The 23,492-nt window shown below is 68.4% G+C and carries 19 protein-coding genes; 3 read left to right on the forward strand and 16 right to left on the reverse strand.

Translation table 11 applies throughout. The annotated features are described in order from the left end of the window. Positions 1-22: 22 nt before the first annotated feature. The 8 genes from phzM (M6E97_RS00340) to phzA form a co-directional block, all read right to left on the reverse strand. Positions 23-1,231, reverse strand: coding sequence for a pyocyanin biosynthetic protein PhzM (phzM, locus tag M6E97_RS00340; protein WP_023111322.1), 1,209 nt, complete (start codon positions 1,229-1,231; stop codon positions 23-25). A 179-nt stretch (positions 1,232-1,410) separates the two neighbouring features. Continuing rightward, positions 1,411-2,055 (reverse strand): phenazine biosynthesis FMN-dependent oxidase PhzG, encoded by a 645-nt coding sequence (gene phzG, locus M6E97_RS00345; protein ID WP_033939565.1) that lies wholly within the window; start codon positions 2,053-2,055, stop codon positions 1,411-1,413. Between the two features lie 25 nt (positions 2,056-2,080). Further along, positions 2,081-2,917 carry a phenazine biosynthesis protein PhzF gene (gene phzF / locus M6E97_RS00350; RefSeq protein ID WP_003117652.1) on the reverse strand — a complete coding sequence of 279 codons (837 nt, stop codon included), beginning with the start codon at positions 2,915-2,917 and terminating at the stop codon, positions 2,081-2,083. Positions 2,918-2,930: 13 nt separating this feature from the next. Further along, positions 2,931-4,814 (reverse strand): phenazine biosynthesis protein PhzE, encoded by a 1,884-nt coding sequence (gene phzE / locus M6E97_RS00355; protein ID WP_031642762.1) that lies wholly within the window; start codon positions 4,812-4,814, stop codon positions 2,931-2,933. Further along, on the reverse strand, positions 4,811-5,434 hold the full coding sequence (phzD, locus tag M6E97_RS00360) for a phenazine biosynthesis protein PhzD (protein ID WP_003093625.1): 624 nt from the start codon (positions 5,432-5,434) through the stop codon (positions 4,811-4,813). The genes phzE and phzD overlap by 4 nt, the downstream gene beginning before the upstream one ends. After that, positions 5,431-6,648, reverse strand: a complete 1,218-nt coding sequence (gene phzC, locus M6E97_RS00365) for a phenazine biosynthesis protein PhzC (RefSeq protein ID WP_003093621.1) — start codon at positions 6,646-6,648, stop codon at positions 5,431-5,433. Before phzC ends, phzD begins: the two co-directional genes overlap by 4 nt. Positions 6,649-6,671: 23 nt before the next feature. After that, on the reverse strand, positions 6,672-7,160 hold the full coding sequence (phzB, locus tag M6E97_RS00370; RefSeq protein ID WP_023105015.1) for a phenazine biosynthesis protein PhzB: 489 nt from the start codon (positions 7,158-7,160) through the stop codon (positions 6,672-6,674). A 29-nt stretch (positions 7,161-7,189) separates the two neighbouring features. After that, positions 7,190-7,678, reverse strand: a complete 489-nt coding sequence (phzA, locus tag M6E97_RS00375) for a phenazine biosynthesis protein PhzA (protein WP_014604080.1) — start codon at positions 7,676-7,678, stop codon at positions 7,190-7,192. Positions 7,679-8,374: 696 nt separating this feature from the next. Between phzA and phzM (M6E97_RS00380) the strand changes: the two genes are divergently transcribed. Continuing rightward, on the forward strand, positions 8,375-9,379 hold the full coding sequence (gene phzM / locus M6E97_RS00380; protein WP_034005644.1) for a phenazine-1-carboxylate N-methyltransferase PhzM: 1,005 nt from the start codon (positions 8,375-8,377) through the stop codon (positions 9,377-9,379). 10 nt (positions 9,380-9,389) lie between these two features. Here phzM (M6E97_RS00380) and opmD read toward each other — a convergent pair whose 3' ends face one another. The 6 genes from opmD to nmoR form a co-directional block, all read right to left on the reverse strand. Continuing rightward, the gene (gene opmD, locus M6E97_RS00385) at positions 9,390-10,853 is read right to left on the reverse strand and encodes a multidrug efflux transporter outer membrane subunit OpmD (protein ID WP_003093612.1); all 1,464 of its coding nucleotides are present in this window, start codon (positions 10,851-10,853) and stop codon (positions 9,390-9,392) included. Next, positions 10,850-13,939: a multidrug efflux RND transporter permease MexI gene (gene mexI / locus M6E97_RS00390; RefSeq protein WP_003093610.1), complete on the reverse strand. Its 3,090-nt coding sequence runs from the start codon at positions 13,937-13,939 to the stop codon at positions 10,850-10,852. The genes opmD and mexI overlap by 4 nt, the downstream gene beginning before the upstream one ends. 12 nt (positions 13,940-13,951) lie before the next feature. Continuing rightward, positions 13,952-15,064 carry a multidrug efflux RND transporter periplasmic adaptor MexH gene (mexH, locus tag M6E97_RS00395; protein ID WP_009313275.1) on the reverse strand — a complete coding sequence of 371 codons (1,113 nt, stop codon included), beginning with the start codon at positions 15,062-15,064 and terminating at the stop codon, positions 13,952-13,954. A gap of 7 nt (positions 15,065-15,071) precedes the next feature. Further along, positions 15,072-15,518 carry a multidrug efflux RND transporter inhibitory subunit MexG gene (gene mexG, locus M6E97_RS00400; RefSeq protein WP_003093607.1) on the reverse strand — a complete coding sequence of 149 codons (447 nt, stop codon included), beginning with the start codon at positions 15,516-15,518 and terminating at the stop codon, positions 15,072-15,074. Between the two features lie 649 nt (positions 15,519-16,167). Further along, a complete protein-coding gene (gene ppgL, locus M6E97_RS00405) occupies positions 16,168-17,334 on the reverse strand; it encodes a gluconolactonase PpgL (RefSeq protein WP_015502311.1) in 1,167 nt (388 codons plus the stop codon). Between the two features lie 79 nt (positions 17,335-17,413). After that, positions 17,414-18,268, reverse strand: coding sequence for a LysR family transcriptional regulator NmoR (nmoR, locus tag M6E97_RS00410; protein ID WP_019485245.1), 855 nt, complete (start codon positions 18,266-18,268; stop codon positions 17,414-17,416). A 107-nt stretch (positions 18,269-18,375) separates the two neighbouring features. Here nmoR and nmoA point away from each other — a divergent pair, with 107 nt between their 5' ends. Then, on the forward strand, positions 18,376-19,431 hold the full coding sequence (gene nmoA / locus M6E97_RS00415) for a nitronate monooxygenase (RefSeq protein ID WP_019485244.1): 1,056 nt from the start codon (positions 18,376-18,378) through the stop codon (positions 19,429-19,431). A gap of 95 nt (positions 19,432-19,526) precedes the next feature. After that, on the forward strand, positions 19,527-20,567 hold the full coding sequence (locus M6E97_RS00420) for a D-alanine--D-alanine ligase (protein WP_003093601.1): 1,041 nt from the start codon (positions 19,527-19,529) through the stop codon (positions 20,565-20,567). Between the two features lie 39 nt (positions 20,568-20,606). Here the strand turns inward: M6E97_RS00420 and M6E97_RS00425 are convergent, their stop codons facing one another. Both M6E97_RS00425 and M6E97_RS00430 read right to left on the reverse strand, forming a co-directional pair. Then, on the reverse strand, positions 20,607-21,473 hold the full coding sequence (locus M6E97_RS00425; protein WP_003093600.1) for an MBL fold metallo-hydrolase: 867 nt from the start codon (positions 21,471-21,473) through the stop codon (positions 20,607-20,609). Positions 21,474-21,680: 207 nt separating this feature from the next. Then, positions 21,681-23,462 (reverse strand): acyl-CoA dehydrogenase C-terminal domain-containing protein, encoded by a 1,782-nt coding sequence (locus M6E97_RS00430; protein WP_033937673.1) that lies wholly within the window; start codon positions 23,460-23,462, stop codon positions 21,681-21,683. Positions 23,463-23,492 lie beyond the last annotated feature (30 nt).

Below are 23,492 nucleotides of genomic sequence, written 5' to 3' on the forward strand. Positions count from 1 at the left end.
CGCGGTGGCCTGCCCGGTATTGCTAGCGTGGCCGTTCCACTTGGTTGCGGTAGCTGCCGGTGATCGCTTCCAGCGCCGCGCTCTTCTCGGTCTTCGGTCGCGAAGCCGCGGCCCATTCCTCTTTTTCCCGTTCGCGGTTGGCCAGGATGATCTTGTTGGCGGTCGGCCGCCGCGCTTCTTCGTATTCGCGCAGGGCTGCGGCCACGTCGGCGTTGCGCGCCAGCGCGGCGGCCAGCTCGATGCCGTCGAGGATCGCCTGCGAAGCGCCGTTGGCGCCCATCGGATACATCAGGTGGGCGGCGTCGCCGAGCAGCGTGATGCGTCCCCGGCCCCAGTGCGGCAGCGGATCGCGGTCGACCATCGGGTACTGCAGGATCAACTGGTTGCGGGTCAGCAGGTCGCGGATGTCGAACCAGCCCAGGTCCCAGTCGGCGAAGAACGGCAACACGTCTTCCAGGCGTCCGTTGCGGTTCCAGTCGGCCTCGTTGTCGAGCTGGCCGACGGCGGCGCTCGGCACCATGCACACCCAGTTCACCAGCGACTTGCCTTCGGCCGCGTGGCGCGCCGAGATCGGATAGGCGACCAGGCGCGACCAGTGCTCGTCGTTGGCGACGATCATGGTCTTGCCGTCGAGGAAGCGGTCGAACTCGGTGACGCCGCGCCACATGGTGATCCCACCGTGGGACAGCGGCCCCTGGTCGGGATGCAGGTGCACGCGGACCGCCGAATGGATGCCGTCGGCGCCGACCAGCACATCGGCACCGAGCGCCAGGGGCTTGCCGTGTCCGTCGCGGGCGCCGATCAGTACGCGGCCGTCGCGCTCTTCGATGCGCTCCACGCCGAGACCGGTGCGTACCGCCTGTTGGCCGAGACGCTCGCGCACCGCGGCGAGCAGGATCATCTGCAGTTCGCCGCGATGGATCGAGTACTGCGGATAGGCGTTGCCGGCTTCCACCCCGCGCGGCTCGGACCATACCGTGGCGCCGCTCTGGTCGATGTAGCGCAGCTCGTGGGTGGGGATGGCGGTGGCCGCCAGCGCCGGGCCGAGGCCCAGTTCGGCGAGGGCCTCGACCGCCGCCGGCTGGATATTGATGCCGACGCCAAGGGGGCGTATCTCGCTGCTGCTTTCCAGCAGCGTGACCTTGCCGATGCCGGCCTGGTGCAGGGCCAGGGCGCAACTGAGGCCGCCGATGCCGGCGCCGGCAATGAGGATATCGATGGGTTCGCTCATGGGTGCTTCCTTTTCTCGAGTGTTCGAATCGATGGGGGTTCGGCTGGGACGGATGACCGTTTACCGCGATGAAACGTCGGCGCAGCGGCGGATAACGCCGGTGGCGTTATTCGCCCTACGGCCCGACTACGGGGCCGCGGGACGCATATCCGCCATGAAACGCCGGCGCAGCGGTGTCGTCACGGTTGCAGGTAGCGGTGCTTCCAGCCTCCTTCGTCGCGGTCGTAGCGCAGGCGCTCGTGCAGCCGCTCGGTGCCGTTGCCCCAGAACTCCACCGACTCCAGGCACAGTTCGAACAGGCAGTAGCCCGGCGGGCGCGGCAGCGGGCCGTCGGTTTCCGCCAGGCGCCGGGCTTCGGCGCGCAGGGCGTGGATGTCGGCGAGGGTTTCGCTCTGCCGCGAGGCGATCGACATCGGGTGGGTCTGGTACGGGCGGCTCAGCCACTGGGCGTCGGCACGCTCGTCGGGCAGGCGTTCGGCGTGGCCGTTGAGGATGATCTGCTGGCTGCTCTCGCGCCAGTACAGCACCCCCGAGGCCCAGGGGTTCTGCGCCAGTTCGCGGCCCTTCTGGCTATCGGCGTGGGTGGCGAACACCACCCCGCGCTCGCCCAGCTCGGCGATCACCACGATCCGCGTCGACGGCCGGCCCTGCCCGTCGACCGTGGCCAGGGCCAGTGCCCGCGGCTCGCGCACGCCGTAGCGGCGGGCGCGTTCCAGCCAGTTGCGCAGCACCTCCATGGGGTTCGCCGGCGGCGCCTCGAACTCCGGGAAAGGGGCTTCGATGGTCCCGGTGAGGGACTCGGAAATGTTCGCGTTGACGCCCATCATGGCGTTCCTCCGTTCTGCCCGTTCACAGGTAGGCCCGGCCTTCGGCGAAGGCCGCGCCGTTGCCCGACACTTCCACCGTCGAGACCCGCTCGCCGGCACCCTCGGCGCGGGCGTACATGCGCGACGGCCGGCCGATCTCGACGCCCTGGAGGATCTCGATCTGCTGCCCGTAGGGGATCTGCCGGTGGCGCGCCAGGTGGATCGCCAGCGGCCCGGCGGCGGAACCGGTGGCGGCGTCCTCGACCACGCCGTAGGCCGGCGAGAACATGCGGCTGCGCCAGTGCCGCCCGGCGCCGGCGAAGCAGTTCACCGCCAGGTCCGGGAAGTCGCACAGCGCGCGGTGGTCGGGGTGCAGCGCGGACAGCGCGGCGACGCTCTCCAGGCCGACGAAGACGTGGCGCGGGCCGTTGCGGTAGACCTCGATGGGAAAGGTCGAGCCCTTCAGGCCGAGGGCGGCGAGCAGCTCGGCCGGGCGGCTGAAGTGCTCCCAGGTGGGGATCGGCTGCTGCATGCTGCAGGCCACCACCTTGCCGTCCTGGCGCTCCAGGGCGAAGGGCACGGTGCCCATCCTGGTCTCCAGGAACAGCCTGTCCTTGTCGGTCTCGGCGCCCAGGGCGATGGCGGTGCCCAGCAGCGGGTGGCCGGCGAACGGCAGTTCGTTGACCGGGGTGAAGATGCGGATGCGCGCGTCGCCGTCCTGTTGCGGGCGGAGCACGAAGGTGCTCTCCGACAGGTTCATCTCCCGCGCCATGCGCTGCATGCGCTCGCCGCTGAGGTCGTCGCAGTCGAAGAACACCGCCACCGGGTTGCCTTGCAGCGGTTCGCTGGCGAAGGCGTCTATCACGACATATCTGTGCATGGGCTCTCCTGGCTCAGGGCCGCCGCTCGACCAGCGCGTGGCGCAGCAGGTCGGCGATGATGCGCGGACCCTCGCGGGTCAGCACCGATTCGGGGTGGAATTGCATGGAGGCGAAGCGCGGCCCGCGCAGGGCGTGGACCTCGCCGGTCTCGCGGTCGCGGCTGATCTCGATCGGGCCGACCTCGGGGATCTCGATGCGGTCCTGCAGGGCGCGCGCGGCGAAGGTGTTGTAGAAGCCGACGCGCTCGGCGGCGCCGAACAGGTCGATCTGTTTCTGCACGCCCTGGTTGGGTTCCTGCCGGCGTTGCAGGTCCAGGCCCAGGCACAGGCTCAGCACCTGGTGGCTCAGGCACACGGCGAGGAACGGCCGGCGCTCGCTGAGCAGCGAACGGATGGCCAGGTGCAGGTGGCCGATCTTCGGCTGGCCGATCTCGGTGGGGTTGCCCGGGCCGGGGCCCATGATCACCAGGTCGTAGCCGTCGAACGAGTACGGCTCCTGGAAGCCGCGCACGGTCACCGTCAGGCCCAGCGACTTGAGCTGCTTGGCGATCATCGAGGTGAAGGTGTCCTCGGCATCGACGATCAGCACCTCGCGTCCGGACAGGTCGGCCTGCAACTGCTGGCGCTCGCTGGCGCCGCGCAGCCAGAAGTCGGCGATCGGCGCGTTGCGGCTGGCCAGCGCCGCCACCACGTGCGGGTGCGAGCCCAGGCGCTGCGGCGCCTGGCTCTTCAGCGCGGCGATCAGCCCGGAAGCCTTGGCCCGGCTTTCCGCCGCCTCGCCCAGGGGATCGGAGTGGCGCACGATGGTCGAGCCGACGCCGATGCGCAGGCGGCCGTCGCCCTCGATCTCGGCGGTGCGGATCAGGATCGCCGAGTCCAGCGTGCGCCCGCCCTGGCCGTCGCCGCCGATCAGCGCCGCCACCCCGCTGTAGTAGCCGCGACCCTGCGGCTCGTAGCGGCGGATCACCCGGCAGGCGCTTTCCAGCGGGCTGCCGGTGACGGTCGGGGCGAACAGCGTCTCGCGCAGCACCTCGCGCACGTCGCGGTTGGTCTGGCCCTCGATGAAGTACTCGGTGTGCGCCAAGTGCGCCATCTCCTTGAGGTAGGGACCGAGCACCCGGCCGCCGTCCTCGCAGATCCGCGCCATCATCTTCAGCTCCTCGTCCACCACCATGTACAGCTCGTCGGCTTCCTTGCGGTTGTCGAGGAATTCCATGACCTCGGCCAGGTTCGGCCCGGCCGGCGGGTAGCGGTAGGTGCCGCTGATCGGGTTCATCACCGCCAGGCCGTCGCGCACGCTGATGTGCCGCTCGGGCGAGGCGCCGACCAGGGTGCGTTCGCCGGTGTGGACGATGAAGGTCCAGTAGGCGCCCTTCTCGCGCAGCAGCAACTGGCGGAAGAAACTCAGCGCGCTGGCCGTGGCGTAGCCGTCGATGCGCGCCTGGAAGCGCCGCTTGATCACGAAGTTGGCGCCTTCGCCGCGACCGATCTCGTCGGCGATGACCCGCCCGACCACTTCGGCGTAGGCCTCGTCGTCGAGGTCGAAAGCTTCCTCGCTCAGTTCCAGCGCCTGGTTCGGCAGCAGCGCCAGGGCCTGCTCCAGCGGCAGCAGTTCCTGCTCCAGGACCTTCAGCGCCAGCAGCGGCGTGCCGTCGTCGAGCGCCTCGAAGCCGCGCTCGGCGATCTGCCGGTAGGGAATCAGCGCCAGCAGGTCATGGCGCGGCAGGCCCGGGCCGGGCTCGTCCAGTGGCAGGTCGGCCAGGCCGTGCAGTTCGAGCGTCTCGCCGCGAATCACGTCGAGCAGGCCCGGGCCATTGCTTTCCGGGCGGTAGAGCAAGGCGAACGGCGCCGGCCGTTCGAGCAGGCGCTGCAACAGCGATGTGGGCAGGGCGTTCATTCCAGCACCTCGTCGGTGGTGACCACCATCGCGCAGCGGCTGGCGGCGTACTCCAGGGCCATGCGGTGGTGCGCCTCGCTGAAGTCGGCGATGGCGTCGGCCACCAGGAACGGCTGGATGTCGTTGGAGTAGGCGTCGACCGTGGAGATCAGCACCCCGACGTGGGCGTATACGCCGCACAGCACCAACTGGTCGCGGCCGGCGGCGCGCATCCGCTGGAGCAGGTCGGAGTGGAAGAAGGCGCTGTAGCGCCACTTGGTCAGCAGCCAGTCGTCCGGCCCCGGCGCCAGCTCCTCGACCACTTCGCGGTCGGCCGGACTGGCGCGCATGCCCGGCCCCCAGAAGTCCTTGAGCAGGCCGCGCTGCTCCTCGGTCATGCTGCCCGGCTGGGCGGTGTAGGCGATCTGCACGCCCTGCTCGACGCACCAGCGGCGCAGCCGCGCGGCGTTGGCCACCAGCCCGGCACGCAGGCTCTCGGGCAGCGGGCGCAGGAAGTAGCGCTGCATGTCGTGCACCAGCAGCACCGCGCGCCGCGGCTCCAGGCTCCAGCGCGCCAGGTTGGCCGGCAGCTGCTGGGCGGTCGGCAAGGGATAGGCGGTGATTTCGGGAATGCCGCTCATGCCACGGTCTCCAGGGGGAAGGTTGCGCTCGGGATCGCTTCTGCGCCGGACCAGGCCATCACCGCGCTGAGCGCCTGCCAGGGGTTCAGCCGCGGATCGCAGAGGCTGGTGTAGTGCCGGCTGACCTGGTGCAGGCCGCTGGAATCGGCGACGCACTCGGTGACGTCGTCCGGGGTGGTTTCCAGGTGCAGCCCGGCGGCCACGCCGCCGGAGCCGGACACCGCCAGGCGGAACGCCGCCACCTCCTCGGCGATGCTGCGCACCAGGCGGGTCTTGTTGCCGCAGGGCGCGACGATGGTGTTGCCGTGCATCGGGTCGCTCAGCCAGATCACCGGGTGCCCGGCCGCGCGCACCGCCTCCACCAGCGGTGGCAGGCGCTCGCCGACCTTCTGCGCGCCCATCCGCGCGATCAGCGTCAGGCGCCCCGGCTCGCGGCGCGGGTCGAGGCGCTCGCAGAGCGCCAGCAACTGGTCGCGGCCGATCTCCGGACCGACCTTGCAGGCCACCGGGTTGAGCACCTCGGCCAGCAGCGCCACATGGGCGCCGTCGACCTGGCGGGTGCGCTCGCCGATCCACGGCCAGTGGGTCGAACCGAGGTAGACCCGGCGCTGCTCGTCCTCGCGCAGCATCGACAGCTCGTAGTCGAGCAGCAGCATCTCGTGGCTGGTCCAGACCGGCGAGGCATTCGCCTCCTGCCCGGACGCGGCGTCCCAGCCCAGGTGGCGCATGATGTTGCGCGCCGCCGCGTAGCCCTTGAGGATCCGCTGCGGATCGGCCCGGCGCTGCTCGGCATGGGCCTCGCGGCCGTTGACCATGTCGCCACGATAGACCGGCAGGGTCTGCTCGCCGACCTGCTCGTGCGGCTTGGAACGCGGCTTGGCGTACTGCCCGGCGATGCGCCCGACGCGGATCACCGGCCGCCGGCCGGCCAGGCGCAGGGCGCCGGCCAGCAGTTCCAGCACGGCGGCCTTGCGCGCCACGTTCTCGGCATGGTGGTCGTCCATGTCCTCGGCGCAGTCGCCGCACTGCACCACCAGCGCCTCGCCGCGGGCGACCCGCGCCAGGGTCGCGCGCAGGGCCAGGATGTCGCCGGCGCGGATCAGCGCCGGACTGCCGCGCAGGTACGCCTGCACGTCGCGCAGGCGCGACGGATCGCCCCATTCGGGTTGCTGCAGCGCTTCGCAGCGCCGTACGCGTTGCAATAGATCGTCCATAGTTCACCCCTTCCAGGATGGCCTCAGGTGGGAATGCCTTCGCGTTTGATCTGCGGGACCGGAATGCTCAGGGCGCGCAATTGCTGGAAGACGTTCATGAATTCGCGGTTGCGCTTGATCTTGCCGTCGTCCAGCTCGAAGGAATGCAGGAAGTGGTTTTCGTAATAACCTTCGGGATATCCGGGGAAAAGAATCTTGCCGTGACCGTCGCATTCGACCCAGAAATGATTGGGGTCGTCGGTTCCGAATATATTTATGTTGTACCACTCCCAATCGGGAAAGCACTTCAATGACCAGACGGCATGTTCCGCAAGTTTGTCTTTGCCACGAATGACGATGGGCGAGCCGGTATCGGTGGTCCATAAACCGCCACAGCCGTCCTCGACGAAAAGTTCATGGCGGCGCAGGCGATCCTGGCCTTTGGTATTCATGTACTTCTCGACGGTGGCGCGATTCTTTTCGCGAAGTTCGTTGGCATCGGTGAAACCGATTGGATTTGTCGTGTCAGGCATCGTCAATGCTCCTTGGCGGTAGATGTCATTCAAGTGGGAATACCGTCACGTTTTATTTGCGGAACGGCTATTCCCAATGCACGCAATTTCTGCATCGGGTTCATGAACTCGCGATTGCGTTTTATCCGGCCGTTCTCGAGTTCGAAGGAATGGATGTAGTGGTTCTCGCAATAGCCCTGCGGATACCCCGGGACCAGCGCCTTGCCGCGCCCGTCGCACTCGACCCAGAAGTGGTTCGGATCCTCGGTCTCGAAGATCCGCACGTTGTGCCACTCCCAGTCGGGGAAGCAGCGCTCGAGCCACTCGGCGAGCCGCCTGAGGCTCTCATGGCCCCGGAAGACCAGGGGTTCACCGCTTTCCGTGGTCCAGTTACCGGCGCAGCCGTCCTCGACGAACAGGCTGTGCCGCTGTAACCGTTCGGCCCCCTTCATTGCCATGTAGCGCTCCACCGTGGCGCGATTCAGGCGCCGCAGACGCTCGATGTCGAGGGGTGTTTCCCTGTACCGCTGACCGTTCATGCGCCGCCTCCGAGAGGGCTCTCCAGGTATGCCGGAGAAACTTTTCCCTCGCGGCATCGGTTATTCGCTGGCGCGCAGGAGTTCGTCGCTCGGTAAGGGAGCGATATTCGCTGGGCGCATTGTTTATACGTAGGGTGAAATTTCGCGTTACATATGTTCGCCTGTCGTTTCCAGTTTTCGAAAGGCAATAGGAGTTTCATCCAGGGTTTCTTTTGGAAACCTGTCGGTAATGGATTCGCAATGCTTTCGTTAAGGTGCGACAGACGAGGTCGCGAAGACTTTCAGCGTCATTCCGTGAAGTGTTTCAAATAGCCAGCATCCCTGGTCGCTGATGTGGATTGCATAAAACACAGAACGCTCGTACCGGCTCAACTACAAGATCTGGTAGGTGCCAGACAGGGTATGCGGGATTGCTAAGCTGATGCTTCCTGCAATGCCGGAGGTTGTAGCCAAGTTGTAATTTTATTCTTTCGGTACGCAGGAAAAGGCTCTGGAACAGGCAGTTGGAAAGTTCCAGGGTTGTTTCCGCAACGAGATCCAGGCAGCGCTGATCCGGGGGATGAGCGCATTTTTTCTCAAAGTTCCGAATGAACCGGGGTGTTCTGCGGTATTTCTCGCCGAGCGGGCAAGAAGTGCGAAATAGAGCGCTTGGGTACTTCTCGGGTTACGGAAATGTGTAACGAGAGAGAATAAAAGATGAATAATTCGAATCTTGCTGCTGCGCGTAATTTGATACAAGTTGTTACCGGGGAATGGAAGTCCCGTTGCGTCTACGTCGCTACGCGCCTCGGGCTGGCCGATCTGATCGAGAGCGGGATCGACAGCGACGAGACGCTGGCCGCCGCGGTCGGTTCCGATGCCGAGCGCATCCATCGACTGATGCGCCTGCTGGTGGCCTTCGAGATCTTTCAGGGCGATACCCGCGACGGCTACGCCAATACCCCCACCAGCCACCTGCTGAGGGATGTCGAGGGCTCCTTCCGCGACATGGTGCTGTTCTACGGCGAGGAGTTCCACGCCGCCTGGACGCCCGCCTGCGAGGCACTGCTCAGCGGTACCCCAGGCTTCGAGCTGGCCTTCGGCGAAGACTTCTACAGCTACCTCAAGCGCTACCCGGATGCCGGCCGGCGCTTCCTGTTGGCGATGAAGGCGAGCAACCTGGCCTTCCACGAGATCCCCAGGCTCCTGGATTTCCGCGGGCGTAGCTTCGTCGACGTCGGTGGCGGTTCCGGCGAATTGACCAAGGCCATCCTGCAGGCCGAGCCCAGCGCCCGGGGCGTGATGCTCGACCGCGAGGGTTCCCTCGGCGTGGCCCGCGACAACCTCTCCAGCCTGTTGGCAGGGGAGCGCGTCAGCCTGGTGGGCGGCGACATGCTGCAAGAGGTGCCGTCCAACGGCGATATCTACCTGCTGTCGCGGATCATCGGCGATCTGGACGAAGCCGCCAGCCTGAGGTTGCTCGGCAATTGCCGCGAGGCGATGGCCGGCGACGGCCGGGTGGTGGTGATCGAGCGGACCATCTCGGCCAGCGAGCCGTCGCCGATGTCGGTGCTCTGGGACGTGCACCTGTTCATGGCCTGCGCTGGCCGCCACCGCACCACCGAGGAGGTGGTCGACCTGCTCGGGCGCGGCGGCTTCGCGGTGGAGCGGATCGTCGACCTGCCGATGGAAACCCGCATGATCGTCGCTGCCAGGGCCTGAATCGGAACTCTCAACGGTTGGCCCCGGCGGTTTCGCCGGCGGCCAGTTGGCCGGCGCCCGGCGCCAGGTCGCCGCTGCCCCAGCCGAGCGCCTTGTAGAGGGCGATGACGTTGACGAACGAGGCGGTCTCCGCCTGCGCCAGTTCCTCGCGGATCTGGTACAGCGCGCGCTGGTTCTCCAGCACCGCCAGGTAGCTGCCGGCGCCGGCGCGGTAGCGTTCGTTGGCGATCTCCAGGGCGTTCGCGCCATGGGTCGCGGACTGGAACAGGGCGACCAGCCGACGCTGGTGTTCGGCCAGTTGGTTGAGCGCGTTGCCGACGTCCTCCTGGGCCAGCAGCAGGGAGCGCTGGTAGCGCGCCAGCGCGGCGTCGGACTGCGCCTCGACGGCGCGCAGGCGGGCCCGTACGTTGCCCAGGCGGAACGCCGGCCAACTGACGCTGGGCGCCAGTTCGAAGGCGCGCGAGGCACTGCCGAGGTCGCCGCTGCGCAGGGCGAAGAAACCGATGAAGCCGCCCAGGTCGAGGCGCGGATAGAGTTCGGCGGTGGCCGCGCCGACGTCTTCGGTGCTCGCTGCCAGTTGCCGCTCGGCGCTGACTACGTCGGGGCGCTGGAGGATCAGGCGGTCGACGTCGCCCAGCGGCAGGTTCTTCGCCAATGGCGCGGCGCCGCTGCCGTCGAGGATCGGCGCGCCGCTGCCCGGCGCCTCGCCGCGCAGCACGTCGAGGCGATAGCGGGCGCTCTCCAGCGCGGTCGTCAGTGGCGGAATCGCCGCTTCGCTGCGCAGCAGGTTGGCCTGGGCGTTCTCCACGTCCTCCGGCAGCCCGCTGCCCAGTTGCAGGCTGCTGCGGGTCAGCTCCAGGGTGTCGCGCCAACTGCGCACCTGGGCGCGCGCCACGTCCAGTCGGCGCTGGTAGCCCTGGATCTCGAAGTAGGCGCGGGCGGTGTCGGCGGCGATGCTCAGGCGTACCAGCCGGAGGTCGGCGTCGGCCGCTTCGGCGCGGGCCAGGGCGGCGTCGGAAAGTCGGCCGAGGCGGCCGAACAGGTCGATTTCCCACTGCGCGTCGAAGCCGGCGCGGTAGCTCTCCGCCAGGCGCCGGCGCGGCTCGCCGTCGTAGTCCAGCTGTTGTTCGATGCTGCGGTTGTAGCCGGCCTGGCTGGTGACCTGCGGCAACTGGTCGAGCCAGCGGTCGTCGAACAGCGCGCGGGCGCTGCGCAGGTTGGCGCGGGCCTCGCGGATGTCGTGGTTGCGCGCCAGTGCCTGGTCGACCAGGCGCACCAGTTGCGGATCGTCGAAGAAGCTCCACCAGGGTGCTTCCCGCCGCTCGCCGGAGAATTCGCCGAGGTGCTCGCTGGCGACGCGTGGCGGCGGCGACTGCGGACGCTGGTAGTCGGGGCCGACGCTGCAGGCGGCCAGGCCGGTGCCGACCGCCAGGGCCAGCGCCAAGCGCGAAAGGTTCGGGTAGGAGCGCTTCATGCCTTGTTCACCAGCAGATCGGCCTCGGCCAGTTGCCGGCTGCGCGGGCTCTTGTCGACTTCCGCGTGGTTGCGCGCCAGCAGGGTATAGACGGTGGGCAGCACGAACAGGGTGAAGAGGGTGCCGACCAGCATCCCGGAGACGATCACCACGCCCAGGCCGAAGCGGCTGGCGGCGCCGGCGCCGCTGGCGAAGAGCAGCGGCACCAGGCCGAAGACCATTGCCGCAGTGGTCATCAGCACCGGCCGCAGGCGGATCTGCGCGGCGCGCAGGATCGCCGCGCGGCGGTCGAGGCGCTCGTGGAGTTGCAGTTCGTTGGCGAACTCGACCATGAGGATGCCGTGCTTGCTGATCAGGCCGATCAGGGTGACCAGGCCGATCTGCGTATAGATGTTCATCGTCGCGTAGCCCAGCGCCAGCGGCAGCAGCGCGCCGCAGATCGACAGCGGCACGGTGATCAGGATGATCAGCGGGTCGGCCAGGCTCTCGTACTGCGCGGCGAGCACCAGGTAGATCACCACCAGGGCGGCGAGGAAGGCGAACACCAGGGTGTTGCCTTCCTGGGTGTATTGCCGCGAGTCGGATTGCCAGTCGTGGCTGAAGCCGGCCGGCAGGCCGCGCGCCACGTCGTCGAGGAAGGCCACCGCCTGGCCCATGGAGACGCCGGGCGCGGGGATCGCCTGGAGGGTCGCGGCGTTCTGCTGGTCGAACTGGATCAGCTTGTTCGGTTCGACCTGAAGCTCCACCCGGACCACCGTCGACAGCGGCACCAGGTTGCCGTCCTGGGTGCGCACGAACTGTCGTGCCAGCGCTTGCGGAGTGAAACGCTGGTCGCGCAGGCTCTGTGGGATCACGTCGTAGGAGCGGCCCTCCATGCCGAAGCGGTTGACGTAGTTCTCGCCCACCAGCACCGCCAGCGACTCGCCGATGTCCTGCATGCGGATGCCCAGGCTGTTGGCCTTGGCGCGGTCGATGCGGACCTGGACCACCGGGTTGTTGTAGTCGAGGTCGCTGTCGACCACTACGAACAGCCCGCTCTGTCGGGCCTTCTGCTTGATCTCTTCCATGGTCCGGTAGAGCACCGGATAGTCCTGCGGGCTGCGCAGCACCATCTGCACCGGCAGGCCGCCGGTGGAGCCGGGCAGGGCGGCCAACTGGAAGGCGAAGATGCTGCTGCCCTCGACGTCGCCGACCTTGCCTTGCAGCTCGGACTGGATCGCCGAGGCGTCGCGCTCGCGTTTTTCCCAGGCCGCCAGGTTGATCCCGCCGAAGCTCGCCGCCGGTCCGTCGGTGCCGTTGATGATCCAGGTGCTCACGGTTTCCGGGATGCTGGTGTAGACCTGGTCGAGCTTGCGCGCGAACAGTTCGACGTAGTCGAGGTTGGCGTGCTGCGGCGCCTTGATCGCGGTGAGCACCGCGGCCTGGTCCTCGGTCGGCGCCAGTTCGCGCTTGGGCATTGAATACAGCAGCGGCAGGCTGATGCACACCAGCAATGCCAGGCCGCCGGTCAGCCAGCGGTGGCCCAGGGAGAACTCCAGGACCTGCCCGTAGCGCCGCGTCAGGCCGCCGAAGAACCACTCGGCGGCGCGGCCCATGCGCCCCTCGTTCTGGTGTGCCTGGAGCAGCAGCGAACTCATCACCGGCGACAGGGTCAGCGCCACCACCCCGGACACGATCACCGCGCCCGCCAGGGTCAGGGCGAACTCGCGGAACAGCGCGCCGGTGAGGCCGCCCATCAGGCCGATGGGGGTGTACACGGCGGCCAGGGTGATGGTCATGGCGATCACCGGGCCGGCCACTTCGCGGGCGCCGATCAGCGCCGCCGCCACCGGCGACTTGCCTTCCTCGATGTGGCGGTGGACGTTCTCCACCACCACGATGGCGTCGTCCACCACCAGCCCGATGGCCAGCACCATCGCCAGCAGGGTCAGCAGGTTGACGCTGAAGCCGAAGGCCAGCATCAGCGCGGCGGCGCCGAGCATCGACAGGGGAATGGTCGCCACCGGGATCAGCACGCTGCGCAGCGAGCCGAGGCAGAGGTAGATCACCAGCACCACGATCAGCAGCGCTTCCACCAGGGTCCGCACCACCTCGTCGATGGAGGCCTGGATGAAGCGCGAAGTCTCGTAGGCGAGGTCGACGCGGACATCCGGCGGCAGGGTCTTCTGGATCTCCGGCAGCAGCTTGCGGATGCCGTCGACGATCACCAGCGGGTTGCCGGTGGGCGTCGGGAACAACCCCAGGTGCACCGCCGGGTCGCCGTCCATCAGTGCGCTGGTCTCGGTGGCCGCGGCGCCCAGTTCGACGGTACCGACGTCGCGCAGGCGCACCAGGCCGTTGCCATCGTTGCGGATGACCATCTCGCGGAAGTCGTCGACGTTGGTCAGGTCGGTGTTGACCCGCACGTTGGACAGCACGTACTGCCCCTTCACCATCCCCGGCGCCGCCTGGTAGTTGTTGCGGCGGATCGCCTCGGCCACGTCGGAGGCGGTCAGGCCGCGCCCGGCGAGGCGGTCGGCGTCGAGCCAGAGGCGCATGGCCAGGCGCTGGCCGCCAAAGGTCTGGACCTTGGCCACGCCGTCGATGGAAGAGAACATCGGCTCGACCACCCGCGACAGGTAATCGGTCAACGCCGGGATCGGCAGGGTTTTGCTGGAAAAGCCAACGTAGGCTACCGCGGTGGTCTCGCCGGAAGAGCGTTCGATCACCGAGTCGTAGGCACGCTCGGGCAGCTTGTAGCGCACCGAGTTGACCTTGGCCATGGTCTCGGTCATCGCCTGGGTCGAATCGCGGTTGAGCAGCATGCGGATGGTCACCACGCTACGCCCCTGCACCGAGGTCGAGGAAAGGTAGTCGATGCCCTCCACTGACGACACCGCCTGGGCGATCGGCTGGGTGACGAAGCCCTGCATGAGATCGGCGGAGGCGCCGGGGTACTCGGTGGTGACGGTGATGGTCGAGCTTTCCAGCAGCGGGTACTGGCGGATCGGCAGCTTGCCCAGGGAGAACAGGCCGAGCAGCAGGATCAGCGTGCTGACCACCAGCGCCAGCACCGGCCGGCGGACGAACAGGTCGGTAAAGGTCATCGCGGGGTTCCTTCAGCGGCCGGCGACCGGCACGGGGGGCGCGGCACTGCTCAGGGTGTCTTCCTTGACCGGTTCCACGGCCATCCCGTCGCTCAGGTTGATCTGCCCGGAAGTCACTACCCGGTCGCCCTCGGCGAGGCCCTGGAGGATTTCCACGCGACCGTCCCAGCGCTCGCCGATCCGCACCGAGACGCGCTTGGCGCTGAGCGGCCGGTCGCCTTCCTGGTGGGCGACGAACACGGTGTCGCCGTAGGCGGTATAGGTGACCGCGGTTTCCGGCACGCTCAGCGACGGCGCGTCGGCTTTGCGCGAGACCCGGATGCTGGCGAACATGCCGGCGGCGAGGAGGCCTTCGGGGTTGTCCAGCAAGGCCTGGACCTGCACCGTGCGCGACTTGCCGATCAGCGGGTCGATGGCGCTGATGCGCGCCGGGAAGCTGCGCCCCGGATAGGCGTCGACCAGGACCTCGAGGGTCTGGCCGAGCTTCAGCTCGGGGCTGGTGCTTTCGTCCAGGGAGAAATTGCTTTTCAGGGTCCGCGCATCCACCAGGCTGGCCACCGGCTCGGCGACGCCGAGGTACTGGCCGAGGTGCACGCGGCGGATGCCGAGCTGGCCGGAGAAGGGCGCGCGGATCGCCTTCTGGTCGATCAGCGCCTGGGTCTGGCGCACCGCGCCGAGCGCCATGTCGCGGGCGGCGACGGCGTTGTCCAGCTGTTCCTGCGAGGCGACGTTGCGCTCTACCAGCTTGCGCGCACGGGCATGGAGGATCTCGGCATTGCGCAACTGCGCCTTGAGACGGATCAGCTCGGCCTGTTCCACCGCGTCGTTGAGTTGCACCAGCAACTGCCCTTGCTGCACCTGCTGGCCCGATTCGAAGGCGATGCGGGTGATCCGTCCTGCCGCTTCGGCGGCCACCTGGACCTGGCGACCGGCCTCCAGCTCGCCGACGCCATCGAAGACGCGCGGCACCACCCGCCGCTCCACCGAGGCGAGGGCGACCTTCACCGGCGGGTAGCCGGCGAAACCGCCGGCGTCTTTCTTCGCCGAGCCGGTGGCGTAGACGGCGATGCCGATAACCGCCGCGCAGATGAGCGCGGCACTGGCGATCAGGACGGGTTTCTGCATGATCGCCTCAGGCCTTCTGGTAGGTGGCGGCCACGGAGACGTCCTGGCGCAGCCGCTGGCGTTGCGCGCTGGCGATGGCCGTGGCGATCAGGCCGCCGATCACCGCGATGTGCTCGAGGGCGAAGAACATCGCCAGCTTGGCTTCGACGCCGGTCTTGCTCCAGAAGGTGTGGACGATGAGGATGGTCAGCAGCAGGAACACCGCCAGCGCCCCGGCGCCGAGCCATAGCTTGCGGTCCAGCAGGACCAGTGCGGAGCCGGCCAGCAGGGTCACGGCGGTGGCGATGTTGAACAGCCAGGCCGGCTCCAGGCCGGCGGCGCGCATTTCCTCCAGGCTGGCCTGATAGTCGAACAGCTTCGCCAGTCCCGAGGCGACGAACATCAGGGCCAGGCAGATCCGGGCGGTCAGCCAGAGCCAGTTGCTTTCGAGCGAGTTATCGATGAAGCGCTGCATGGGTCGTTCCTTGTGCTGGTCGCCATCCGGCGCCGCGAAGCGGCCGTGGGGGCGGTTCGTGGTCCTGGGGAAACGGGGCGGTATGACCGCAGCGGGGACTATAAAACCTCAAGTTAAGTTGAGGTCAAGGGCGTCTGTGATTAGCACTGTAGGCCTTGCTGGACGTGGGTCTCAGGTGGATTCGTTGGTGTCGCGGGACGGTGGGATGAGGGGCTGACGATTGGTCGCGGGGACTATTGGGGGAGGGGCTGGGTGTAGCTTGCGGGCAACCCGTCGCGACGGTTCCCCTGGAGCGAGACGCCTTCGCGGCATCACTGTCGCTCGACCCGCTGCGCGACGATTCGACCTCCTGCCGGGGCGAGTTAGCTACCCCATCGTCTGGAGGGTAAGCATGACAAACCTCTACGTGGCGGATCCTGGTTCCGTAGGGCGAATAACCGCTTGCGGTTATCCGCCGGTTCTTCGGGACAGCGGCGGATAACGCCCCTGGCGTTATTCGCCCTACAGGACTTGCCGTATGTGGGCGGAAGCTCCATGCCTGTGGGCCTCGGAGCCAGGGCGGGCTTCGGCTCTGGCTCCGTAGTGCGGATGACCGCTTAGCGCCGATCCGCCGGCCCAGCGGCGTATCGGCGGATGGCCGAGCGCAAGGTCACGGCACCGCCACGAAGCGCAGATCGCTCGGTGACCCCACCTCGACGCTTTGCAGCGTCTTGCCCACCTGGCCGCTCTGCGGATCGCGGGCGAACACCCGCAACTGGTCGCTGTTCTGGTTGGCCACGAGGACGAAGCGCCCGCCGGGCGAGAAGGCGAATTCGCGCGGTTCGGTGCCTTCCACCGAGCGCCGTTCGACGAAACGCAACTGGCCGCTGGCCGGGTCGACGGCGAAGGTCACCAGTTGGTTGTCGTCGCCGCGATTGAGTACGCCGAGGAAGCGGCCGTCGGCGGACAGGTGCAGGGCGCCGGCGCCGACCTTGCCCTGGAAGCCGGCAGGCGCCAGGTCGTGGGTCTGCAACTGGCGCAGGCGGCCATTGCCCTCATGGGCGAACACCATCACCTGGCCGCTCAGTTCCAGGGTCAGGTAGGCGAAACGCCCGTCGGCGCTGAAGATCAGATGGCGCGGGCCGCTGCCGGGCGGGGTCGGGACGAATGCCGGATCGGCCGCCTGCAGCGGACGTTCGGCCTGTTCCGGGGCGTAGCGGTAGACGAATACCTTGTCGGCGCCGAGGTCGGGGGCGAACAGGTACTGGCCGTCGGGCGAGGACACCACCGAGTGCACATGACCGGAAACCTGGCGCGGATGCACCTTGCTGGCCTGGTGCGACTCCACCTGCACCACCGGTGCCAGCGAGCCGTCCGCGCGCACCGGCAGTACCGCCACCGAACCTTCCGGCTGTACCGAGTAGTTGGCGACGAACAGGTAGCGACCGTCGTGGCTGAGGCTGCTGTAGGTCGGATGATCGCCGAGGGTCTGGACCTGGCTGATCTGTTGCAGGCGGCCGCTGATCGGATCGAAACGGTAGGACGTGGCGCGACCGACGGTGTCGCCCTTGCCGCCCCGTCCGTTCTCGTTGACCACGAACAGAGTGCGTTGGTCCGGGGCGACGGTCAGGTACGAGGGGTTGCTGGTATGGGCCACGCGCAGCGGGCCTTTCACCGAGCCGTCGGCGCCGTCGAAGCGGTAGACCTGGATGCCCTCGCTGGAGCCTTCGGTATAGGTCCCCACCAGCAGGTTGTAGAGGCTGGCGGCCTGGGCCTGGGGCGCCATGCCGGTGAGCGGCGCGAGGGCCAGCAGGCAGAGGGTGGGCAGTCTTCTCATGGGCAACTCCTTGGCTCGCTATTGTTCTGATGGCTCGGGGTTGGACCGGAGCCAGGCCGTTGGGTTCGCCCCTGGCCGCTCAGTCGCCGGCCTGGCCCAGCACGCCGCGCCAGCGTTCGAAGGCGGCGGTCGCGTAGCCTTCGCGCCAGACCAGCCAGGTGTCTACTTCGGCAAAGGGCAGGCTGCGCAGCGGCGGCGTGCCGAGCAGTTGCAGCACCGAGCGCGGCAGCACGCCGACACAGGCGCCGGCGGCGACGCAGGCGAGGATCGCATGGTAGGAGCCGACTTCCTGCACCGTCAGCGGCGCGCCCAGGCTGTCCTCGGCCAGTTGCCGGTAGGTGCAGCCACGGGCGAAGCCGGCCAGGGTGCGCAGGCGCACCTCGGCGACGTCGTGGACCGGCGGGTGTTCGGCCGGCAGGATCATCAGCAGGTCCTCGCGGAACAGCGGCTCGCCGCGCAGGCCGCTGCCATCGAGTTCGTCGGCCCAGCCCGGGCCGGCGGCCACCAGCGCGCAATCCAGGCGCCGCGCCCGCACCCCATCGAACAACGCGCGACTGGTGCCGGTGGAGACTTCCAGGGCGACCCGCGGACAGGCCTTGTGATAGCTCGCCAGCAGCGCCGGCAGGCGGCTGGCCGCGGTGCTTTCCATGCTGCCCAGGCGCAGGCGCCCGCCGGGCTCGGCGGGATGCATCGACTGGCGCGCCTCGTCGGCGAGAGCCAGCAACTGCTCGGCGTAGGCGAGAAATTCGCTGCCGCGTTCGGTCAGGCTCATGCGCTTGCCGTCGCGCAGGAACAGTTCGACGCCCAGGTCCTCCTCGAGCTGGCGGATCCGCGTGGTGACGTTCGACTGCGCTCGCTGCAACTGCTGAGCGGCGCGGGTGACGCTGGCTTCGCGGGCGACCGCGCGGAAGATTTCGAGGGAGGAAAGGTCCATCGATTTATCTCTTTATGAGAATGATTTGTTAAAAATATTCTTTTATGAAGATATATTGGTCAAGCGTCGGCCGACGCGGTGTCGTCCGACCGGGAGAGGGAATCGCCATGACTGACCGCTTCACGCGCCTGCTCGGCATCCAGCAGCCGATCGTCCAGGCACCCATGCTCGGCGTCTCCACGCCGGCGCTGGCCGCCGCCGTATCCAACGCTGGCGGGCTCGGTTCGATCGCCATCACCGGTAGCGCCGCCGAGAAAGGCCGGGCGCTGATCCGCGAGGTGCGCGGGCTGACCGACAAGCCGTTCAATGTCAACCTGTTCTGCCACCGCCCGGGTCAGGCCGACCCGGCCCGCGAGCGCGCCTGGCTGGACTACCTGAAGCCGCTGTTCGCCGAGTTCGGCGCCGAGCCGCCGGCGCGCCTGAACAACATCTACCTGAGCTTCCTCGAAGACCCGACCCTGCTGCCGATGCTGCTGGAAGAGCGGCCGGCGGCGGTCAGCTTCCATTTCGGCGCGCCGCCCCGCGAGCAGGTTCGCGCGTTGCAGGCGGCGGGCATCCGCGTACTGGTCAGTGCCACCACGCCGGAGGAAGCGGCCCTGGTGGAGGCCGCCGGCGCCGATGCGGTGGTCGCCCAGGGCATCGAGGCCGGTGGCCATCGCGGGGTGTTCGAGCCGGAGCGCGGCGACGCCGCCATCGGCACCCTGGCGCTGGTCCGCCTGCTGGCGGCGCGCGGTTCGCTACCGGTGGTCGCTGCCGGCGGGATCATGGACGGACGGGGCATCCGCGCCGCCCTGGAGCTGGGCGCGAGCGCCGTGCAGATGGGCACCGCCTTCGTCCTCTGTCCGGAGTCCTCGGCCAACGCCGCCTACCGCGAGGCGCTGAAGGGGCCGCGCGCGGCGCGCACCGCGCTGACCGTGACCCTGTCCGGGCGCAGCGCCCGCGGCCTGCCCAACCGGATGTTCTTCGATGCCGCCGCGCCTGGAGTGCCGCCCTTGCCGGACTATCCGTTCGTCTACGACGCGACCAAAGCGTTGCAGACCGCCGCTCTGGCTCGCGGCAACCATGATTTCGCCGCCCAGTGGGCCGGCCAGGGCGCGGCGCTGGCGCGGGAGCTGCCGGCCGCCGAACTGCTGCGCACGCTGGTCGAGGAACTGCGCGGCTGAGGGAGGCCGTTCGCTGCGCGCGACGATGACTGTCTCTGTTCAGTTACCCCTGTGTTGTGCTTTTCTGCCTCCAGCACTGGAACGACAGGTGGAACATGGGACAGGACAAGTTGAAGGTCGCCGTTCTCTTCGGCGGCAGCAGTGAGGAACGGGACGTCTCCATCGCCAGCGGCGCGCAGGTGATCCAGGCGTTGCGCAGCGCCGGCCACCAGGTGCTGGCGGTGGATACCGCCAGCGGCCTGCTCGGCGCGGAGGAAGAGCGCCGCCTGCTGGCGAGCAAGGTCAAGGAGGTCCCGCCGGACTCCGACTCGCTGGCGATCATCCGCAGCGGCAAGCAGAGCCTGCTGAGCGCCGGCGAACTGGCTGGGGTCGACGTGTTCTTTCTCGCCCTGCACGGCGGCACCGGCGAGGACGGCACCCTGCAGGCGCTGCTGGATGCCGGTGGTTTCGCCTATACCGGCAGCGGCCACCTGGCCAGCGCCATGGCGATGGACAAGGACGTGGCCAAGCGCCTGTTCCTCGCCGCCGGGGTGGAGACCGCCAGTTGGCTGATGGCGCCGGCCTCGGAAGAGGCGGTGCGCGAGCAACTGGGCTTCCCCCTGGTGGTCAAGCCGAACAGCCAGGGCTCCACTGTGGGGCTGTCCATCGTGCATTCCCAGGCCGAATTGCAGCCGGCTATCGAGCTGGCCGGGCGCTATGGCGACGAGGTGATGCTGGAGCGCTTCGTCGCCGGCCGCGAGGTCACCGTCGGGGTGCTCGACGACCAGGCGCTGCCGGTGGGCGAGATTCTCCTCGGCGGCCAGGAGGTCTTCGACTACGAGCACAAGTACCAGGCCGGCGCGGTGCGCGAGGTGTTTCCCGCCGACCTGCCGCCGGCGATCGCCGCCGAGGCCCAGCGTCTGGCGCTGAAGGTACACCGGGCGCTGAAGCTGAGCGGCTACAGCCGCACCGACTTCCGCCTCGACGAACAGGGCCGGCTCTGGTGCCTGGAGGTCAATACCCTGCCGGGAATGACCGCCACCAGCCTGCTGCCGCAGGCCGCGGCGGCGGCCGGGATCGGTTTCGCCGAACTCTGCGAGCGGATCTGCCGGCTCGGCATCGAGCGCTGCAAGGGCGCGCGCAAGGCGCGTTCCTGATTCCCGCGGCCCGCCGCCGGGGCGGGCCGCGCCTTTCGCTCAGGCCTCGAGGTTCTCGACCCGCTCGAGGGTGTCGTAGAGGCTGTAGCGCTCCTGTTCGTCGCGTCGCACCCGGCCCATGGCGACGCACGGATCATGGGTGAAGACCAGTCGGCCGTTGCGGGCGATGAGGCTGTCCAGCAGGCGTTCCTTTTCCTCGATCAGGCCTTCCGGGAAGCGGTCGTAGCCCATGGTCAGCGGCAGGTGTACCCAGGGTGCGCCGGGGATCAGGTCGCCGCTGAATACCACCGGGCCGTCGGGCATGGCGATCTCCGGGAGCATCTGGCCCGGGGTATGGCCTTCGCTGAAATGGAAACGCCAGCCCTCGCCCAGATGCGCCGAGCGCTCGCCGTCGTCGAGCAGCTCCAGGCGTCCGCTGGCCTGCAGCAGGTCGAGCAGTTCCGGCACGAACGAGGCGCGGTCGCGCGGGTGCGGCTGGCGCGCGCGCTGCCAGTGGCGGCGGCCGCTGACGAAATGCGCGTTGGGGAACAGCAGGCGCGCCGGCTGGCCTTCTTCCCAGGCGGCGAGCAGGCCGCCGGCGTGGTCGAAGTGCAGGTGGGTGAGCAGCACCACGTCGATGTCGGCGTCGTCCAGGCCGACCGCGGCGAGGCTGTCGAGCAGTACGTGGCGCTCTTCCTGGACGCCGTAGCGCTGGCGCAGGGCGGGCGGGAAGAACGCGCCGATGCCGGTCTCCACCAGTACGTTGCGCTCGCCGTCGCGCACCAGCAGGGCGCGGCAGCCGAGGTCGATGCGGTTCTCCGCATCGGGCTGCATCCAGCGTGACCAGAGCGCGCGCGGGGCATTGCCGAACATGGCGCCGCCGTCGAGTTTCTGGCTGTTGCCGAGGAGGGTGGTGAGGGTTCGCATGGATATGTCCTTGTTCCTGGTCTAGCGAATAACCGGCGGTTGCGTCGTTTTTCAGGAATGCCTGGCCGGCTTCCCGGGCGTCGGAGGGCGAATAACCGCTTCGCGGTTATCCGCCGTTATCGCGGGCTGTCGGCGGACAGCGCGTTGCATGCTGTCCCGGAAAAAACACGCGGCCCACGGGCCGCGCGACAACGCTCGACGGAAGCTTCAGAACTGTTCCGCCTCCAGGCCGTACAGGCTTTCGCTGCCGGCTTCGACGGCGGCGGCGAGGGAGTGCACGCGGGGCAGGATGCGGGCGAAGTAGAAGCGCGCGGTGGCCAGCTTGCCGTCGTGGAACGCCGGGTCGGCCTCGCGCTGGCGCCGCGCGGCGGCGGCCATGCGCGCCCAGAGGTAGGCGTAGGCGGTATAGCCGAACAGATGCAGGTATTCCACCGAAGCTGCGCCGATCTCGCGCGGGTCGTTGCCGGCGCGGGCGACGATGCCCTGGGTGAGGTTGTCCAGCAGGTCCAGGGCGGTCAGCAGCGGGGTGACGAACTCCGCCAGTTCGGCGTTGGCGCCGGCGGCGAAGGCTCGCACCTCGCGGCTGAAGATGGAGAGGAACAGCCCGCCGTTGGCGACCACCTTGCGGCCCATCAGGTCGAGCGCCTGGATGCCGTTGGTGCCTTCGTAGATCTGCGCGATGCGTACGTCGCGCACCAGTTGCTCCTGGCCCCATTCGCGGATGTAGCCGTGGCCGCCGAACACCTGCTGGCCGAGCACGCAGCTCTCCAGGCCGGTATCGGTGAAGAAGGCCTTGGCCACCGGGGTCAACAGGGCCACCAGGGCTTCGGCCTGGCTGCGTTCTTCCTGGTCCTCGGCGTACTTGGCCAGGTCGAGCTGCTGCCCGACATAGGTGGAAAAGGCGCGGCCGCCCTCGGTCAGCGCCTTCATGGTGAGCAGCATGCGGCGCACGTCGGGGTGCACGATGATCGGGTCGGCGGCCTTGTCCCTGGCCACCGGGCCGGTCGGCGCGCGGCTTTGCAGGCGCTCGCGGGCGTAGGCGACGGCGCTCTGGTAGGACATCTCGGCGCAGCCGATGCCCTGGATGCCGATGGACAGGCGCTCGTAGTTCATCATGGTGAACATCGCCGCCAGGCCCTTGTTGACTTCGCCGACCAGCCAGCCACTGGCGCCGTCGAAGTTCATCACGCAGGTGGCCGAGGCCTTGATCCCCATCTTGTGCTCGATGGAGCCGCAGTGCACCGCGTTGCGTGCGCCGAGCGCGCCGTCGTCGCCGACCAGGAACTTCGGCACCAGGAACAGCGAGATGCCGCGCGAACCGGCCGGCGCGTCGGGCAGCTTGGCCAGCACCAGGTGAATGATGTTCTCGGTGAGGTCCTGTTCGCCGCCGGTGATGAAGATCTTCGTCCCGCTGATCCTGTAGGAACCGTCGGCCTGCGGCTCGGCCTTGGTGCGGATGATGCCCAGGTCGGTGCCGGCATGCGGTTCGGTCAGACACATGGAGCCGGCCCAGGTGCCGGCGTACATGTTCGGCAGGTACCTGTTCTTCAGCTCCTCGCTGCCGTGCGCATCGAGGGCCAGGCAGGCGCCGGCGGAAAGGGTCGAGTAGAGGCTGAAGCTGGCGTTGGCCGCGTACATCATCTCCTCGAACTGCACTGCCAGCATCTTCGGCATGCCCATGCCGCCATGGGCCGGATTGCCGGTGAGGCCGACCCAGCCGCCCTCGGCGTAGGTCGCGTAGGCCTCGCGGAAGCCGGCCGGGGTGCGCACGGCGCCGTCCTGCCACTGCGCGCCTTCTTCGTCGCCACTGCGGTTGAGCGGCGCGAGCAGGCCGCCGGTGACCTTGGCCGCTTCCTCGAGGATGGCGTCGGCGGTGTCGGCGTCGATCCGCTCGGCCAGTCGCGGCAGGCGCTGCCACAGGGAGGGGGCGTCGAACACGTCGTTGAGCAGGAAGCGCATGTCGCGCAGCGGGGCGTTGTATTCAGGCATTGCACACCTCGTCGGTGAACGGCCGGCGGG

This window comes from Pseudomonas sp. B111 (genome assembly GCF_026428275.1).
Classification (GTDB): Bacteria; Pseudomonadota; Gammaproteobacteria; order Pseudomonadales; family Pseudomonadaceae; genus Pseudomonas; species Pseudomonas aeruginosa.